This window comes from Paenibacillus sp. FSL L8-0638, from assembly GCF_038593075.1.
In the GTDB taxonomy this organism is placed as follows: domain Bacteria; phylum Bacillota; class Bacilli; order Paenibacillales; family Paenibacillaceae; genus Paenibacillus; species Paenibacillus polymyxa_D.
Genome location: NZ_CP151960.1, coordinates 419902 through 436870, shown reverse-complemented (window position 1 = coordinate 436870; position 16969 = coordinate 419902). Strand labels below are relative to the sequence as shown.

At 48.1% G+C, this 16969-nt stretch carries 14 protein-coding genes and 1 riboswitch; of the genes, 3 read left to right on the top strand and 11 right to left on the bottom strand.

What is annotated here, in order from left to right; genetic code table 11:
* Window positions 1-9 precede the first annotated feature (9 nt).
* The 3 genes from MKY35_RS01930 to MKY35_RS01920 all read right to left on the bottom strand — a co-directional run bounded on the left by MKY35_RS01930 (window position 10) and on the right by MKY35_RS01920 (window position 3863).
* Window positions 10-936 (bottom strand): ATP-binding cassette domain-containing protein, encoded by a 927-nt coding sequence (locus tag MKY35_RS01930; protein WP_342445427.1) that lies wholly within the window; start codon window positions 934-936, stop codon window positions 10-12.
* Entirely contained in the window at window positions 914-1945 is a 1032-nt protein-coding gene (locus tag MKY35_RS01925) for an ABC transporter ATP-binding protein (protein WP_342445426.1), read from the bottom strand. Before MKY35_RS01925 ends, MKY35_RS01930 begins: the two co-directional genes overlap by 23 nt.
* Window positions 1946-2273: 328 nt before the next feature.
* Window positions 2274-3863: a DUF6359 domain-containing protein gene (locus MKY35_RS01920; RefSeq protein WP_342445425.1), complete on the bottom strand. Its 1590-nt coding sequence runs from the start codon at window positions 3861-3863 to the stop codon at window positions 2274-2276.
* 326 nt (window positions 3864-4189) lie between these two features.
* Window positions 4190-4283, top strand: a riboswitch (glycine riboswitch).
* A 122-nt stretch (window positions 4284-4405) separates the two neighbouring features.
* On the opposite strand from MKY35_RS01920, the gene sdaAB reads away from it, so the two are divergent.
* Window positions 4406-5095 carry an L-serine ammonia-lyase, iron-sulfur-dependent subunit beta gene (sdaAB, locus tag MKY35_RS01915; protein ID WP_342445424.1) on the top strand — a complete coding sequence of 230 codons (690 nt, stop codon included), beginning with the start codon at window positions 4406-4408 and terminating at the stop codon, window positions 5093-5095.
* Complete coding sequence (gene sdaAA / locus MKY35_RS01910; protein ID WP_076159116.1) at window positions 5085-5984, top strand: L-serine ammonia-lyase, iron-sulfur-dependent, subunit alpha; 900 nt, start codon at window positions 5085-5087, stop codon at window positions 5982-5984. The genes sdaAB and sdaAA overlap by 11 nt, the downstream gene beginning before the upstream one ends.
* A gap of 160 nt (window positions 5985-6144) precedes the next feature.
* On the opposite strand, the gene MKY35_RS01905 is transcribed toward sdaAA, so the two are convergent.
* The 6 genes from MKY35_RS01905 to MKY35_RS01880 all read right to left on the bottom strand — a co-directional run bounded on the left by MKY35_RS01905 (window position 6145) and on the right by MKY35_RS01880 (window position 12859).
* Window positions 6145-8481 (bottom strand): Ig-like domain-containing protein, encoded by a 2337-nt coding sequence (locus tag MKY35_RS01905; RefSeq protein WP_342445423.1) that lies wholly within the window; start codon window positions 8479-8481, stop codon window positions 6145-6147.
* A gap of 216 nt (window positions 8482-8697) precedes the next feature.
* Window positions 8698-9858, bottom strand: coding sequence for a serine hydrolase domain-containing protein (locus tag MKY35_RS01900; RefSeq protein ID WP_342445422.1), 1161 nt, complete (start codon window positions 9856-9858; stop codon window positions 8698-8700).
* A 164-nt stretch (window positions 9859-10022) separates the two neighbouring features.
* Entirely contained in the window at window positions 10023-10484 is a 462-nt protein-coding gene (locus MKY35_RS01895; RefSeq protein WP_342445421.1) for a pyridoxamine 5'-phosphate oxidase family protein, read from the bottom strand.
* 71 nt (window positions 10485-10555) lie between these two features.
* The gene (locus MKY35_RS01890; RefSeq protein WP_039270242.1) at window positions 10556-10780 is read right to left on the bottom strand and encodes a non-oxidative hydroxyarylic acid decarboxylases subunit D; all 225 of its coding nucleotides are present in this window, start codon (window positions 10778-10780) and stop codon (window positions 10556-10558) included.
* A 41-nt stretch (window positions 10781-10821) separates the two neighbouring features.
* Window positions 10822-12240, bottom strand: coding sequence for a non-oxidative hydroxyarylic acid decarboxylases subunit C (locus MKY35_RS01885; RefSeq protein ID WP_342446582.1), 1419 nt, complete (start codon window positions 12238-12240; stop codon window positions 10822-10824).
* Window positions 12241-12268: 28 nt separating this feature from the next.
* On the bottom strand, window positions 12269-12859 hold the full coding sequence (locus MKY35_RS01880) for a non-oxidative hydroxyarylic acid decarboxylases subunit B (protein WP_342445420.1): 591 nt from the start codon (window positions 12857-12859) through the stop codon (window positions 12269-12271).
* A gap of 160 nt (window positions 12860-13019) precedes the next feature.
* Here MKY35_RS01880 and MKY35_RS01875 point away from each other — a divergent pair, with 160 nt between their 5' ends.
* Window positions 13020-13925 (top strand): LysR family transcriptional regulator, encoded by a 906-nt coding sequence (locus MKY35_RS01875; RefSeq protein WP_342445419.1) that lies wholly within the window; start codon window positions 13020-13022, stop codon window positions 13923-13925.
* Window positions 13926-13996: 71 nt separating this feature from the next.
* Here MKY35_RS01875 and MKY35_RS01870 read toward each other — a convergent pair whose 3' ends face one another.
* Together MKY35_RS01870 and MKY35_RS01865 are read right to left on the bottom strand one after the other, a co-directional pair.
* Window positions 13997-15181, bottom strand: coding sequence for a response regulator (locus MKY35_RS01870; RefSeq protein ID WP_342445418.1), 1185 nt, complete (start codon window positions 15179-15181; stop codon window positions 13997-13999).
* Complete coding sequence (locus tag MKY35_RS01865) at window positions 15162-16958, bottom strand: sensor histidine kinase (protein WP_342445417.1); 1797 nt, start codon at window positions 16956-16958, stop codon at window positions 15162-15164. The genes MKY35_RS01870 and MKY35_RS01865 overlap by 20 nt, the downstream gene beginning before the upstream one ends.
* Window positions 16959-16969: the final 11 nt, after the last annotated feature.

Here is a 16969-nt window from a genome sequence, read left to right as displayed (position 1 = left end):
GTACCCCCCTTATGGTAGCGCGACTTGATGGGATGGACTTACTGATTTTAGTGCAAACGGTTTTCCACTCGCGTCTAGATGTTTGGGTAGCTCTGTTTTGTAGGAGGATAAAAGCATTCGCCTTTTTTTGGCATTTTCCAGCCGTTTTGTAGGATCAATATTGGGAATGGTTGCAATGAGGCGCTGGGTATACAGATGCTGTGGACGCTCATAAATATCTTGCTCGCTCCCCTGCTCCACTAGACGGCCCCGGTACATAATACCGATTTGGTCGCACATATGGCGGATAATACCTAAATCATGGCTGATGAACAAATACGTCAAATTAAATTCCTGCTGCACATCCTTCATAAAATTAAGCACCTGTGCCTGCACGGAAACGTCCAGTGCTGACACTGGCTCATCAGCAATGATCAGCTTGGGGTTTAATGTCAGCGCACGCGCGATCCCGATCCGCTGTCGTTGCCCCCCGGAAAATTCATGCGGATATTTATAGGCTGCATCGGCATTCAAGCCGACCTTTTCCAGCAACGTCTGTACTTTTCTCCGTTCTTCCTCACTACTCAGCCTTTCAAAATTTCGCAGCGGTTCAGCAATGACATCCAATACGCGCTTACGCGGGTTAAGCGAAGAGTATGGGTCCTGAAAAATCATCTGAATATCTCTACGCAATGGATGACGATTGTTACGGCTTAGAGCTGCAAGGTCCTTTCCTTTAAACAAAATCCGTCCGCTCGTCAGCTTATTTAGACCGATGATCGTCCTGCCTGTCGTCGTTTTTCCACAGCCGGATTCTCCCACCAGCCCGTATGTCTGGCCTGCCTCAATGCTGATCGACACGCCATCCACTGCTTTCACCTGATCAATAACATGCTGGAAGAAACCACCGCGCACCGGATAGTGCACCCTCAAATCATTTAACTCCAGTAGTGCCATGAGCAGCCTCCCCCTTTGCCTCGTCTTCAAAATGAAAATGCTGATAACATGTACAACGAACCCAGTGTCCAGGGGAAATTTCATTTAATTGGGGATGGTCTTCATGCACTCTCTGCTGAATCCAGGGAATACGTGGAGCAAAGCGGCAGCTATTGCGGGGGATATCTTGTAATGAGGGAACAATGCCGCCAATGACATGCAGTGATTCCCCCTTGGTATGCGATCCCGGCATGGAAGCAAGCAAAGAACGCGTATACGGATGCTGTGGATGCCTGAATAATTCAAAAACATCAGCGCTCTCCACGATTTCTCCGGCATACATGACCACCACGCGGTCGGCCACTTCTGCCACAACACCAAGATCGTGCGTAATCAGGATAATACCGCTCCCAGTCTCCTGTTGAAGCTGTTTGAGCAAGTCGAGAATTTGCGATTGGATCGTTACATCGAGCGCAGTCGTCGGCTCATCTGCAATAATAAGAGAAGGTCGGCAAGCTATGGCAATCGCGATCATCACACGCTGCCGCATCCCTCCTGATAGTTCATGCGGATACTGATCATACACACGCACTGGATTCGGTATATCTACACTTTCCAGCAGCTCCAGCACACGTTCCTTTTTTTGCTTCGTAGATAGTGACGTATGATAATTGAGATTTTCCTCAATCTGCTTGCCAATGCTCATCAACGGGTTGAGTGCTGTCAACGGGTCCTGAAAGATCATGCCAATTCCCGCTCCGCGGATTTTATTCATTTGCCCTGAGGAAAGACGGTTCAAGTCCGTTCCTTTAAAAAAGACCTCCCCCTCTACACGCGTGCGTTCCATGTCATGCAGTTGCGGGATCGAAAGCGCTAGCGCGCTTTTGCCACAGCCGGATTCTCCGACTACAGCCAGCACTTCATTGGGGTTGACCGTCAGATCCAGATGGTCGACTGCGGAGTGATATTGATCCTGGATGCGAAAAGATACGGATAATCCTTTAATTTCCAACACGGGTTCGGTATTCAATGCGCGCTTCCTCCATTCTCCATGGTCTTGTCTCGCTTATTCTCACCATGTTTGATGTTTAAAACCTCTCATGAACATTACATACTGTTTTTGTCGGAATAATTTGAATACATCCTATCACCAGTATATGGATATATCAATTAAGATTATGCTATCAACATCATTTAAAAAATCAATGATCCAGCAATAGTGCGGCCTTTCTGGCACAAAATGTAATGAAATAACCAACCACAGGTTAATTTTCATCACAAAAAAAGTCGCCTGATCCCTCAGCAGGGATCAAACGACTAACTAACCCAAGCTCACATTGAGCTCCTGACAATATAATTTACGAAGCCGCTCCATAGGAGCCAGACTTGAATGTTCTAGGATCGTACCATTTGTAGCCTGCTGCCGGAGCAGACCAAGGCTCAGGTTGCGGTTCCGTGGAAGCCGCTGGTTCCTCGAATGGCAGAAGCTTCGTTGGTTGATCCAGAGTCAAACCTGCCACATCAGACAATTTCGTGTAGTCCTGCTTCCATGCAAGCCATTGAACCGTTTGCACCAGGAAGGTGGAATCATCCACTTCTTTGAAGCCATCATATGTCTTCTTCGACTGTCCGTTTTCCTCACGCACATATTTCGGTGTAGCATCTTCTACAGGGGAAGAATCACCGATGAATGCCGCCTTGCCTTGGCCTACCTTGGAGATAGCGGCATAAGGTCCTTCCGCACGGCCCCCGCCGTTATAAACACCCTGATCTACCGCATTCCCCCATTTTTTCGTGCCTGAAGGGATATAAGCAATGCCTTTAGCCTTGGTGGGATCAATAATAGCCAGCGTAGATCCTGCATGCATGGCAATCGAGCGCACACCCTTGGTAATACCGAAAGATTGATCTGCGGCTACAATGTCGGTAGCATTCACATCACCGAGCGCATTGTAACGGAAACGAACGCCAAAGTTGGCCGCCAGCCAATCGGAGCTTGTTAATCCTTGCATTGCCGGTGATGCAGCTTCTTCTGCAGTCATGCCTTTGGCCGGATTAGTATAGGCTCCACGACGGTAGCCATTCATAACCTCGGAGGAATCCCAACGGTTTTTGTTACGATCTGCATTATAATGATCGGAGATGAAGAAGACGCTCCCTCCGCTATTCACGTATTGCAGCAGGGCAGCCTGCTCGGATGCCTTAAAGGCAACATTCGCTTCACCAATAATGAACACATCATATTGGCGCAGCTTATCATATGTTATGGCCTGCTCTCCATAAGTAAAAGGAATAGGACGATTTAATGGGTCTACCGTAAAGCCTACATTACGCAGTCCATTGGCAAAGTCGGAGAAGGCGCCTTCAATGACCCAATCTGCTGCACCAGCGGTCTGTGCGTGCGTATTATCGAACAGCACCTTTTTGCCTTTTCCATCCGGCAGTGTAGCACCAGGTTGACCCGGGTTGCCAGGTTCACCTGGTTCCCCCGGCTCGCTTCCGCTCACCAGTTCAACAGCGCTTGGGCTTTTCACTCCACCAAAATTATTGTAGGCGCCAAGTGTACCCGTCACACGAATTTTGCTGCCGATCAGCTCAGGATGGCCTGACAGTCCAAATTGCCCTCTGTACGCGGATGTCAGCTGTACATCCAATAGATTAGAAGTGCTACGTTCATTAGCCTGGTCAGCAATCAGTACGTTAAAATCATTCGCAAACGGAGAAGAAAAGTTAGCCGTTTTCGATCCGGTAGCATGTCCGACGATATAACCTTCTACCGTCACCGTACCTCCACTGCTTTGGCCCTGAAGTGCTTCGGCTACTGTCAATGCTCCCTCTGCCTTGACCTGACCGAACGGAACGAAGATCCCGATCAGCAGTGATGCGATCGCTGCTAGATGCAGCATCCCTTTTAAGCGTGAACCTGTGAACCGCAAGCCTTTTACCATACGTCAATATCCCTCCTATGATTTCCATAAATGTACTTGTCCTCTATCAGATTAGCCGCCAATCTTCTAATTCCTTCCTGATTTCATCCATAATTATGTAAACTTTAATCTTTTTTATTGGAAATGCACCTGTTTATGTAAAAATTAAACCCTGTGATTGACACCGAGCACGTCATACATTACGCTAAGAAAGACATGTAGAACGGTATACGCGAATGAAGATGACGGGAGAGTCTGTCCAGGGGGCTTACACTCTGGCGGCACCGAAGGAGCAAGACGCCAGCACCCGGCTGGCGGATAATCTCTCAGGTCCATGTATCGTCATCTGACGCAACTCTGGAGAGAGCGCAAGCCACCCAAGGGGTAAGGCGGTAAGAACACCGCACGAAACTCTCAGGTAACGAGGACAGAGATAAGGGAAACTTCCTTATCCTGTCCTTTTTTGTGCTCACATTGTGCGTCAGCATTAGGAACCGTCATAACCGCGCAAAGACGCGGAAATACCATATAGTATAGTATTAGAACATACAGGGGGCCACACCATGCGTTTCAAAGATGTATTTTCTATTATCGGCCCGGCCATGACCGGACCTTCCAGTTCACACACCGCAGGCGCGGTGCGACTAGCACGCGTTGCCCGGCACTGGCTCGGGGCGCAGCCTGACCGTGCCCGTATGACACTGTACGGCTCCTTTGCCGATACGTATAAAGGACACGGTACAGATCTGGCGCTCATCGCAGGACTGCTTAATTACGATACGGACGATCATCGGATTCCGGATGCCGAGCAATGGGCTGAGCAAGCCGGGATGGCCGTGGAATTCGCCGTCAGTGGACTCCCCGCTCCTCATCCGAACACCGTCTGTTTCGAGTTGTGGAAGGGCGAGGATCAGCGCACACTGCTGGGCTCCTCCATCGGCGGCGGCAGCATCCATGTCCAGCAACTCAACGAATTCCGGGTCAATCTGACCGGGGAGCTGCCTACGCTGGTGCTTCTCCACTCGGATAAGCCCGGTACATTGGGCGCAATAACTTCAGCGCTGGGCGCGGCCCACATTAACATTGCCTATATGCACGTAGATCGCAAAGGCCGGGATGGTGAAGCACTCACCGCCATTGAAACGGACAGTTCTGCTCCAGCTGAACTGATTTCAGAACTGCGTTCTTTACCTCATATGTATGAAATTAAGATGATTAATTTGAAAAAAGGAGCTGAATCCGATGCGGTTTAGCCATCTGCATGAAATCAGCGCTTTATGCGCTGAAGAATCCACCACGATTGGCCGCTTGATGATTCAAGAGCAGGTACAAGAAACGAATACAACGGAGGAAGAAATCTTTCGCCAAATGTCTGATTATTATGAAGTCATGAAGGAAGCCGTTCATCGCGGTCAGACACAAGACACCGTATCCCGCAGTGGATTGACGGGCGGAGACGGCAAGCGCCTAGCGGAGTATCTGCGGTCAGGGGAAACCTGCTCCGGTGATGCCTCCGCGCTCGCCATGGCTTATGCCCTCTCCGTGTCGGAGGTTAATGCATCCATGGGTCGCATTGTCGCCACGCCTACCGCAGGCTCATGTGGGGTTATCCCTGGTGTGTTCATCAGTGCACAGGAGCGGTTCGGCTGGGATGATGAGCATATGGTGAACGGCCTGTTCGCCGCTGGAGCCATTGGCTACGTGATCGCCAACAACTCTTTCATTTCTGGCGCGGAGGGAGGCTGTCAGGCTGAGATTGGCTCAGCCATCGGGATGGCCGCTGGTGCTATGGTCGAGCTGCGCGGTGGTACGCCTGAACAGGCTGTTCACGCCGTAGGCCTCGCTCTTAAGAACACGCTCGGCCTAATCTGCGACCCCGTCGCCGGACTCGTGGAGATTCCGTGCATCGTGCGCAACGGCCTGGGAGCCGTGACTGCGCTTGCCGCAGCGGACATGGCTTTGGCGGGTGTGCGCAGCGCTATTCCGTCTGACGAAGTCATTGACGTGATGCTTGAAGTCGGCAGCGCGATGCCGTCGAAGCACCGCGAGACCGCCAAAGGCGGCTTGGCTCAGACGCCGACCGGCAAGCGTTTGACCGAATCACTTACACGCAACGCATCAATCAAGAAGAATAAGTCGTAATTTCTAAGCTTTAAACCAATTACTTTACCTCTATAAAACAAGGCGACTACCTCCCCCCTACATTGTCCTAGGGAAAGAGAATTCGCCCTTATAAAGAAAAGAGCAAGCATATCGTCGCTGGACGTATGCTTGCTCTTTTTCTTTTTAGTCGGGTTACAGATTACTGAACGGTTACCTGTATCTTCGTCATTTTACCTGCATATTTCACAGTAATTACTGCTTTGCCCTTGCCCTGTGCCTTAATGTTACCGTCTTTGACGGTCGCCACAATAATTCTGGACGAGGACCAGACAGCCGGTTTGGAAACATCCTTCTCCGACTCATCCTTATACGTGGCTGTAGCCGTAACCTTAGCCAGCTGTCCTGCCTTCAAATTCAAGGCGACTTCGTCTGTTTGCAAATATTTAAGCGTATCAACATCTACAGGTACGCTGATTATCTTCCCGCCGAACTTCGCCTGAATGTTAGCTTTACCGTAGCTGACCGCGGTAACCTGACCCTTTTTAACAGTGGCTACCTTATAATTGGACGTTTTCCATTCAGCTTGGGTTGTAACATCCTTTTCTTTACCATCGCTCGATTTAACTACAATCGCGATGGTTTTTTGATCTCCAGATTTAAGCGATAGCGCGATTGCATCCGCTTCAATCTTTTGCGCTACGTCCACTTCTACCGTAAACGTAATGTTTTGCTTGCCATATGAAGCAGTCACAGTTGCCTTACCACTACCATTCGCTTTGATCAAACCTTCGCTAACTTCAACCACTTTTACATTGCTAGTTGTCCAGGTGGCATCCTTGGTTACATCTGTTTTTGTACCGCCACTCTTAACTCCTGATACTTTCAGTTGCTTCGTTTCCTGAGCACCAAGCGCGATTACACGCGAGTCTGTTTCCAGACGGTCTACAAGGCCAACTTGTACGTTAATCGTCAGTTTTTTGCCATTATAGGTCGCTGTAATAACCGCTTTACCAGCGGATTTACCCGTAATCGTTCCTTTGGACACAGAAGCAATATCTTCCGCGCTTGAAGCCCATTCTGCATCCTGTGTTACATCTTCCTTACGCCCATCCGCATAAGTAGCCGTCAAAGTTGCAGTATAGTCCTCATCAATATCAATCGTTGCCGTTTTGGAGGACAGAGACAGATCCCCGGGTACATTTACGGATACCGTAGCTGTAACTGTCTTGCCACCATAAGAAGCGGTGATCGTAGCCTCACCTGTTTTATAACCCGTGACTTCTCCCGCACTGACAAAAGCGATATCTTCATTGCTGGACTTCCACTCTGCCTTACTTGTGATATCTTCTTCCGTACCTGTTACATATGTTGCGGTCAGCTTGAGCTTTTTGGATTCCTTGGCATTCAGGCTCAGCTTGTCCTCACTCAAATCCAGAAATCTAGAGGTCTCGACATCTGTCTTGATCGAAACAGTCTTATCTCCATACTTAGCGGTCACCGTTGCCGAACCCGCACCGATGGCCATAATCGTTCCTTTATTCACCGTTGCAATTTTTTCATCGCTTGATGCCCAAGTAGCTTTATCCGTGATATCCGTTACTGTTCCATCCGGGTAAACAGCAGAAACCTGTATTTTTTTAGATTCATCCAAACGGAGAAAAATATTGGATTCGCTGGCTTTCAGCTTATTCGTTTGATCGACATCCACCGAAATCGTAGCGGACATCGTGCCATATTTACCTGTAATTGTCGCCTTTCCTGCGCTATAGCCGGTAATCGTGCCTTTCAGTACATCCGCCACAGCTGCATTGCTGGAGCTCCACTCAGCGGACTCTGTCACGTCCTGTACCGATCCATCCGGGAACGTCGCTGAAAGTTTAACCTTCTCAGTATCCTTCAGCAAAAGAGAAACCTCTGATGAACTGACATCAAGACGTTTAACTTGCTCTACCTGTACAGCAATGGTTACGGTCTGCTGACCATATACGGCCTTAATATTGGCTGTACCTGCTCCCTGAGCGGTAACCAAACCGTTAACTACAGTTGCAATCTTTTGATTATCCGAGGTCCAAGTAGCATCACCCGAAACCTGAGCTGTTGTATTATCACTGTATGTCGCTGTCAAATCAACCTGTCCTGTACCGCTTGAACGCAAGTTCAGGCTTTGTACACTAGATGTCAGCGCCTTAACCTTTTTCGTTACATGTACCTGAACCGATTGTACCTTATCTTTATAGGTCGCAACCACGGTGGCTTCCCCTTCAGCCTTGGCCGAAACTGTACCATTATACACAGTAGCAATAGCTGTGTTATCACTTTTCCAATCCGTGCTTACGGTTACATTTGAGGTTGTCCCATCACTAAAAACAGCCGTAGCCGTCAACGCAGCTGTATCTCCCTGTTGCAAAGTTACCTCGTTAGAGGAAAGAACAATCTTGGAAAGCACCGCATCCGCAGCAGATGCAAACCCTGCATATGATGTAAAACTTGAAATCAGGATGACCAACGCCAGAAAACCGGACCATCTATTCTTCAAAATCTAATTCCCTCCCATTTCAAAACTTAAATTAAGGATTTCGCAAAATCCTTATACCTACGTTTTATGTCGTCATATGGAAAAGAATAGTTTAGGCTTCGAGGAAAATTTGGTCCTTATTAACTAGATCATTTCTGATAAAGATTAGACATTACAATTTGTGTAGCTTCAGAGCCATAGTGAAGAGGTTTTCACAACAGATCCACAATCTCGCATTTACAAACAGCTATAAGCTGCCGCGCGAACTCTCAAATGATGGTACTCTTCCATATTGGGATCGAGCTGATGCATATATACGACGGAGAATTGTTCGCTCGGATCTATAGAAACCCAGGTGCCTGCCATTCCCGTCCAGCCAAATTCTCCAATCGAGCTGTTTGCATGCCCAGCCGCTTTATCCATTAACGTGCGCACACCAAGTCCATAGCCATAACCTGTATGGTATGAATTGGTGAAATCCGATAGTTGAGCTGTATTCAGATGATTGGTGCGCATTAAATCAATGGTTTTTCTCCCCAATAAGTTCACACCGTTTACCGTGCCGCCATTTGACATCATTTGTGAAAATGTGAGGTAATCTTTGACTGTCGAATATAAACCTGCGCCTCCGCCTTCATATATAGCATCTGGCTGATGATATTCATCCAGGAAACCCTCCATTTTTTCAAGTTTTCCGGCGTCTTTCCGTTGATATATGGAGGCCATCCGCGATTCAATATCTCCACGATAACGGTAACCTGTATTGTTCATTCCAAGTGGATCAAAGATTTCATCCTTTAAAAATTGTCCTACTGATTTACCTGAAATCACTTCAATAAGACCTGCAACAAAATCATGTCCATATCCGTATAACCAGCGTGTTCCGGGCTCAAACGCAAGTGGAACTTCAGAAAGCGCTTTAATTTCTGTGCGCAGGTCATATTCCCCCTGCTTTTCCTTTAATCCTGCAATGGCCTTCTGCATAGCTTTTCCTGTTTCTGAAGACTCGGAAGCGTAAGGAAGACCCATACTCATATTGAATATATGCTTAATTAAAATGGGATTCTCTGCCTTATCCACGTAGGTGTATCCGTTAGGAGCGGTTTTGAATACATGCGCATTACGATATTCGGGAAAATATTCATACAAGGGTTCATTCAACAAAAATTGCCCACGTTCGTACAGCATAAGTGCAGCCGCACAGACAACAACCTTTGTCATGGAAAACAAGCGATACACTGTATCCTTAGTGATTGGCTTTCCGGCTTCCAGATCAGCATATCCATGATACCCTTCATACAACACTTCACCATTCTGGGCAATGGCACAACCGCAACCTGCCGGCCCATTTGCTATAAATTGTTGCAATAGCTGATCTACCTTGTCAAAACGAGACATATTCATCCCTCCTATTTTTCCTTCAAAAGAAACAAGCTTCCCCTCGCGCTCTAATTCTTGTTCCAACAAGTTCAGCGTGATTTCTTGTAAGCGCTTATTCCCTCGCATTTATTTTAACGGTAAACTTGGTAAATACATAGATTATTTATCATAATCAGATGGCTTTACATTAACAGCTCAACCACCGTTTCCTTCCAGCGATGAATCACCGATTCCGGTTCCTTGAGACGAACCGTGACACCTGTCAAAATATCCGCATATTGGGCCGAATCCTCTCTGGCTGCAAAAACATGAGCCGCAAATCGCTCACGTACATGCTTGGCTCCGGGCAAAGCAGGCAGATGTTCCAGTGACAACCGCACATAATGCGCCTTCCCCCCGGTAAACACCGCAAGCGTCGCCTTCCCAGTGCGGATCATGTTGCCCGTCGTGGTTGTACCCGGCCATAGGGCCAGACGCAAATTCCCCTCGTCCAGCGCTACAACTTCGCCCACACTAATCATCGCTATGTGCGGCCACTGATCTTCCGTGACCGTCAGCAGCATCATGGCTTCATGCTGCTTGTTCTCCAATGCCTTGCCGTCCAGTAGCGTGAACAGTTCCTTACCGATCCTTGGTGTCTGCATGAAGTATAATCCCCTTTACTTTTGGCCTATAACTTCAAAGTACCATAATTTACGGCTACTTACGAACGACCCTATATCCGCTCTGGAATAGGAGGAACATGAGCAGCATTCGGAATATCTTTGGGGTTTACCTTGAACGCCGATTTATACTTTGCTGGATCCGTAATGCTATCCGGTTCTGAGGTTCGCCATGTGAACAGGCATACAGGGCACAACAAAACTTCCCAGGCATCTTTAACCGGCGAATGGGAAACAACTTCTGAACGATTGGACTCACAACGGGGACAAATATGCATCTGTCAGCACTCCTTTAATCTTTCTTTGTTTTTAAAAATATTTAGCGAAGCATTTGGCTCAACTTTTTCTCCCATTCCGCTACACCCAGCGGGGAATCGAGCGGCTGCGAGTAATGGCCTCTAATATCCGGTGCTACAGGTGTCGTCGCATCCAGTATCATTTTGTGCGTCATACCTGCCGGATCAGAGCCGGGGTCAAGCGGTAAAATAGACAAGCCAGGAACAATGACAGCATCATGCTTTGGATGAAGCTTGGTGGATAAAGCCCACATGACTTGCGGCAGATTGAACGGATCGACCCCCTCGTCCACCACAATCACCAGCTTGCAATACCCCAATCCATGCGGAGTCGTTAACGCACGCATTCCCACAGCCTTCGCAAAGCCGCCATACCGGGTTTTCGTGGAAATAATAGCGACCAGCCCATGCGTATACATAGCATTAACGGCTACGATTTCATTAGGAAAAGCACCCTTAAGTTGCTGAAACAACGGTACACTTGTATTCACACCGATCATATAATCCGTTTCCGTCCAAGGCATCCCGATGTACAGATGCTCAAAGATAGGCTGTTTGCGGTGATATACACGATTAATCTGAATGACTGGCATCGCGCGGCCGCCGGAATAGTGACCTGTGAATTCACCGAATGGACCTTCATACTCACGTTCACCTGCTAACACTTCGCCTTCCAAAATGACCTCGGCTCCCCAAGGCAGATCCAGATCTGCATCCTTCGCTTTGACCACACGATAAGGCTCACCCTGAATGGCCCCAGCCATCTCATATTCGGATTGATCGTACAGCAGCGGTGTAGAAGCAGCCGTTGTAATAACAGGCTCACATCCGAGGGCAATAGCCACCTTCAGATTTTCGCCGCGTTCCTCAGCCTGACGGATATGGATCGCAATATCATGCTGTGGTACAGGCTGGATGCCCAAACGGTTCTTGCCTTTCACCTGCATCCGGTACAAACCGACATTTTGCTTACCGTAGGTGTCCGGGTCATCCAGATCGCGTGAAACTAAAATCGCTTTGTCCAGATAAAATCCTCCGTCCCCCTGGTTCAAACGAAACAACGGCAAAATATCAAACAAATTAATATCCTCTGTAATCTCGACTTCATGAAAAGGAGCCGTTTCTTCCCGCTTCACGGGCACCGGAAATTGTTCATAGCGTCTGGCGAACTCAAAAAACTGCTCCTTGAGCGGCGTATTTTTTGGCATTCCCATCATAAGGGCATGATTGGGCCAGGAGCCCATCACATTCATTGCAATACGAGCATCCGTATATCCATAAATATTGTTGAAAAAGAGAGCAGGTGTCTTATCTCCAAGATTGCTTAATGCTTTGTTAGCTGCCGCCAGGTCTGGCTCCGGCTTTACCTCGTCGCTGATCGTGAGTAGTTGTCCCTCCTTTTCCAAGGTGTTTAGAAAATCGCGAAAGTCTTTATAAGCCATCATTCATTCTCCTTCGTCTTTCGATTTCTCAATTCTGGTGCAGTCTGGAGTCAGTTTGCTTCATTCCATCCCATCGTTTAGCTGCGGTTGTGACGATACCGAACTGATCTAATACGCGAAAAACAATATGATCTACCAATTCCTCGATACTTGCAGGATGATTATAAAAGGCAGGCATCGGCGGCAGGATCATCACGCCCATACGTGACAGCTCCAGCATATTTTCCAGATGGATACTGCTTAATGGTGTTTCCCTGGTCATGAGCAGTAGCTTCTTTCGCTCCTTCAGCATCACATCCGCTGATCGGGTGAGCAGGTTGTCCGCCATACCGATACGAATAGAGGCAAGAGTCTTCATGCTGCAAGGAGCGACGACCATACCGTCTACCCGGAAGGAGCCGCTGGAAATACGCGCAGCCTGATCCTTATACGAGTAGACTGCATCCGCCATTGCCTCCACTTCCTTCACCGTATAGCCTGTCTCATAGGGAATGTTCGCAATAGCCCACGGGGATAGTACCAGATGACTCTCTACTCCAGCCTCTCGTAATTGTTGCAATATACGGATACCAAAGATCGACCCTGTCGCTCCCGATATTCCTACAATCATTTTTTTCATATGTCCCCTCCTTCCACTCCATCGTTTTATGTTCACCCATGCATTACTGTCAAAAATTATACGCCTGTTCCCTGCACACGAAAAATATATATAATATATGTAATACATACTTTATAAGTATCCAAATTGAAGCGTTGTTTAGAAATAAGGAGGAATCCCAATGGATATGAAGCATCTGCATTACTTTTGTGTCATCGTGGAGGATGGGCAAATCACCAAGGCTGCCAGAACGCTCAACATGGCCCAGCCTCCACTGAGTCAACAACTCAAAAATATGGAGGACGAGCTTGGCGTAAAGCTGATTTACCGTGAAGGAAAGAAGTGGGAAGTTACCGAGGCCGGGTATACACTGTATACACGCGCCAAACGATTATTGGCTGAAATGGAGGACACCTGTAGAGAAATTGGGGAGTTTGAAAACAAAGTAACCGGCACACTTGCTATAGGCACGTCATCCGCCTGTATGTCTCTGATTACTGAACAACTCAGCCGCTTTCATCAGGATTATCCAGAGGTATACATTAAAATAGGACACGGAGACACACACCATCTGGAAGAGCTGCTGCACCAAAATAAAGTGGATCTGGCCCTGTTGCTGCTTCCGGTAGATGACAAATCGTACCATTCAATTGAGTTGGAGGGCGTTTCCTTTGTTGCCGTACTTCCGTCTGAATGGGCAGATCGTCATCCCAGTGGGGAAATTACGTTACAAGAAGCTGCCAGCTATGACCTCTTGCTGGGACGCCGAACAGAGGGACACGGACTATACGAAACCGTCATACGCAAATTTCAGGAACACCATCTTGTTCCGCGCGTCGTACTGGACTGTCCTGAAATATCGACCATTCTCTCGCTCGTTTCCACAGGCATGGGAATTACCATCATTCCAGACGCTGGCTTGGGACAAGAATACGGGGACAGATTTCGCACACTCTCCATTAAGGAGCCGTTCCCCTTCACACGGCCTGCCGTCGTATGGCGCAAGGATCGTTATTTATCCAATGCAGCTCGCAAATTGGTTGAACTGCTACAAGCTGAAAACACAAAAAAGACTGTTCCCGAGTAGATGTCTACCGCTCTACTCCTGAAACAGTCTGATGCTGGATAAACTTCCTTCATTCGGTCGTTGATATCGCCTTACTTGACTCCCTGATGTCGATACTCGGTTGGAGTCATTCCACATTTGCGCCGGAATACCTGTGTAAAATGCCGCATATCCTGATAGCCGATCCGCTCTGAAATATCAGCCAGCCGCAAATGAGGATCACTGAGCAGCCGCTTCGCCTCCTCCATACGCAAGGAAATGACGTAATCCTTATAGCCTTGTCCCGTCTTTTGCTTAAATAACTGGCTAAAATACACCGGATTTAAAAATACAATTGAGGCCACTTTTTCAAGTGACAGCTCCTCTGTAAAGTGAGCCCGAATGTATTGCAATGCTACATCTACCGTATGCATGCCTTTGCGGAGACATTCTCCTGTATCCGTTGCTGCGGCTGCAATCTCCTCTGGCGTACGTCTTAGCCGCGCCACCTCTTCAGGTATGGAAGCAAAATTGTGATGAACACCCGAACGTGTAATTTGTAGGGGCACCTTCACATAACGCTTCAAATGGGATTCGAGCAACGTCTCTAGCCGTGCGGCCTCTGCCTCATTCCTTAGCCTTGCAATACCCAGCAGACTATGGCGGTCTAGACTAACGACAAAGCCGCTGCCCCCTGCCTCAACGAGTTCGGACAGTACATTTTCAATCATAAAATGCTCCAGATGTGTCTGCTTGTGATCAGGTTCCATGCGAACCATGAAGAGATGGAATTCCGGATAATTTTCGACAAAAGGCTGTATATCCAGCTTACCAGTATCCAATCCAAGGGCATAGCGCTGGAAAACGGCTTCACGCAAATAAACCATATTGGATTTGAGAAGCCTACCCTCGTTCGCCTGCTGCGAGGCTACAAGCGCCTCGGCTGCCAACATTTCAATGCATTCCAGCAGCTTTCTTTTACCAATCGGCTTTAACAGGTAGTCTTTGGCACCCAGCTTTACTGCTCTTTGCGCATATTGGAAGTCGGAATGGGCCGAAATGACAACCCACTGCAGATGAGGATGCTTTCGCTTAGAAATACGCATGAATTCCAGACCATCCATGCCAGGCATCAGGATATCAGTTAATACAATATCTACAGGATGCTCCGCCAGAATGCCTGCTGCTTCCTCGGTGGAAGCAGCGAGATGAATGCCGCAGGTTGGTAGAGCTTGGCCAATGGTACGCCGAATCCCCTGCCGTATCATACTTTCATCGTCAGCTATCAGAATATTCATGTTTCTCCTCCTTCTGTGGCAGAGGCACACTTACAGTGGCTGTTGTTCCGGCCCCAGGTGCGCTAGAGATCCGTAGGCCGTACTCTTCTCCGAACATGTGCCGTAGCCGTAAATTTAGGTTTTGCAGGCCGATGCCTCCCGCCTGCCCGCTGCCCGCCTGTTTGCCGGGTTCTGCCAAAGCGACCTGGACCACCTCCCATCGTTCGTACTCCATCCCTGCACCGTTGTCGATGATGTGCAGGCTCAATACACCCTCATATTCCTCCGCTCTGACGAGCAGCTTGCCACCTGTATTCGCATGAAGAGGCTCCAGTCCGTGCTTCACCGCATTTTCAATCAAGGGCTGTAAGGTCATTTTTGGCAAGCGGATATCCATCCATCGTTCATTAATGCTAATGTCTACAGATACCCTGCCCTCCAGCCGAGCTTGAATAATGGTGAGATAGTGGCCAACCTGCTCCACTTCTTCACGAAGGCTTACATCAGCCCCCTCTTCCCAATGGCTACTGTAACGGAACATATGGGATAAGGAGAGGATCACCTCTCCGAGCTGATCCTGTCCCTTTTCGTCCAGCATCCAATAGATCATATCCAGCGTATTATACAAAAAATGTGGATTGACCTGCGTCTGTAGCGCGTGTAGCTCCGCATTTTTTTCACTGACCGATGATATACGCACCAGCTCGATTAGCTCTGCAATTCGTCTTACCATATGGTTAAAGGAGGTAGCTAGCTGATTGATTTCTTCATAGGATTTGGTGTTTACCGTATGGCGGAAATTCCCTGTCTCTACTCGCTTCATCTCCCGAATGACTCGCTTGAGCGGAAGGGAAATGCTTCTGGAGACGATGGACGCAATTAACGCCGACACAATAATAAGTATAGGTGCCACGATAAATAGGTACCTTTGATTTTGCACCAGCTCCACGTTCAGATCCTCACTAGGTGTCACACTAATCACAGACCAGTCGGCAAACGGCAACTTGGAAGCGATTACAACATTCTCATTACTTCGATTTACAATAACTTCCTCCTCTGGTGCCTGCTGCTCTAGATTTCGTAAATCCGGTGGCGGATCAGAGGAAGTGGCCGACACAATTCGATTTTCATGACCCAACAGATATACCTGACTATTGGTACCTAACCGCAAATTGTGGAGAGCCGACAAAACAGAACCCGGCTCAGCCTCAAACAGGACAATACCAATCGGCTTGTGCTCATCCAAATCATAGAGCTGCCGTCCAAACGCAAACACGGGTCTGGTTTCCACCTGATCAATGACAGAGTGAGGATACACGCCCAGCCATGCAATTTTTCCCGCCGACTTTCGAATTTCCTTATACCATTCCGTCTGTTCGTAATGAGTATCAATGACATTCATATAATTGCCATAGTTATATACCTTGCCTGTGTCTGTGATGACATGGATGCCAATCAGATCTTCACGCGAATAATAGATAGCCCCCAGAATATTCGTAATCGTACGTTCGTTGATGTAATTGACAGCAGGTAAATCACTACTATCCGTCGTCAACAGACGAACCAAATCCATATTGTTGCTGATTGATTTGGAGAGACTATTATAGCTGCCGAGCAGCAATTCGAACAGTCCTGCCGTCTGGGATACATTTTTACGCGCCAGCTCGCTGACCTTATCATGGAACTGCACCGTAGTACGGTTGTAAAATAATAGACTGACCGCCAGCACAATGCCCGACATGCTTAATAGGAACAGAACAAACAAGCGGTATTGAATGGATTGAAAACGGCGCATCATACCTCTCTGCG

Bases quoted from the DNA above. Each gene is read 5' to 3' on its own strand.
- sdaAB (WP_342445424.1), top strand. From the start codon at position 4,406: ATGCGTTTCAAAGATGTATTTTCTATTATCGGCCCGGCCATGACCGGA.
- MKY35_RS01895 (WP_342445421.1), bottom strand. From the start codon at position 10,484: ATGCAGACACCAAGGATCGGTAAGGAACTGTTCACGCTACTGGACGGC.
- MKY35_RS01865 (WP_342445417.1), bottom strand. From the start codon at position 16,958: ATGATGCGCCGTTTTCAATCCATTCAATACCGCTTGTTTGTTCTGTTC.
- MKY35_RS01900 (WP_342445422.1), bottom strand. From the start codon at position 9,858: ATGTCTCGTTTTGACAAGGTAGATCAGCTATTGCAACAATTTATAGCA.
- MKY35_RS01890 (WP_039270242.1), bottom strand. From the start codon at position 10,780: ATGCATATTTGTCCCCGTTGTGAGTCCAATCGTTCAGAAGTTGTTTCC.
- MKY35_RS01885 (WP_342446582.1), bottom strand. From the start codon at position 12,240: ATGGCTTATAAAGACTTTCGCGATTTTCTAAACACCTTGGAAAAGGAG.
- MKY35_RS01870 (WP_342445418.1), bottom strand. From the start codon at position 15,181: ATGAATATTCTGATAGCTGACGATGAAAGTATGATACGGCAGGGGATT.
- MKY35_RS01875 (WP_342445419.1), top strand. From the start codon at position 13,020: ATGGATATGAAGCATCTGCATTACTTTTGTGTCATCGTGGAGGATGGG.
- sdaAA (WP_076159116.1), top strand. From the start codon at position 5,085: ATGCGGTTTAGCCATCTGCATGAAATCAGCGCTTTATGCGCTGAAGAA.
- MKY35_RS01920 (WP_342445425.1), bottom strand. From the start codon at position 3,863: ATGGTAAAAGGCTTGCGGTTCACAGGTTCACGCTTAAAAGGGATGCTG.
- MKY35_RS01930 (WP_342445427.1), bottom strand. From the start codon at position 936: ATGGCACTACTGGAGTTAAATGATTTGAGGGTGCACTATCCGGTGCGC.
- MKY35_RS01880 (WP_342445420.1), bottom strand. From the start codon at position 12,859: ATGAAAAAAATGATTGTAGGAATATCGGGAGCGACAGGGTCGATCTTT.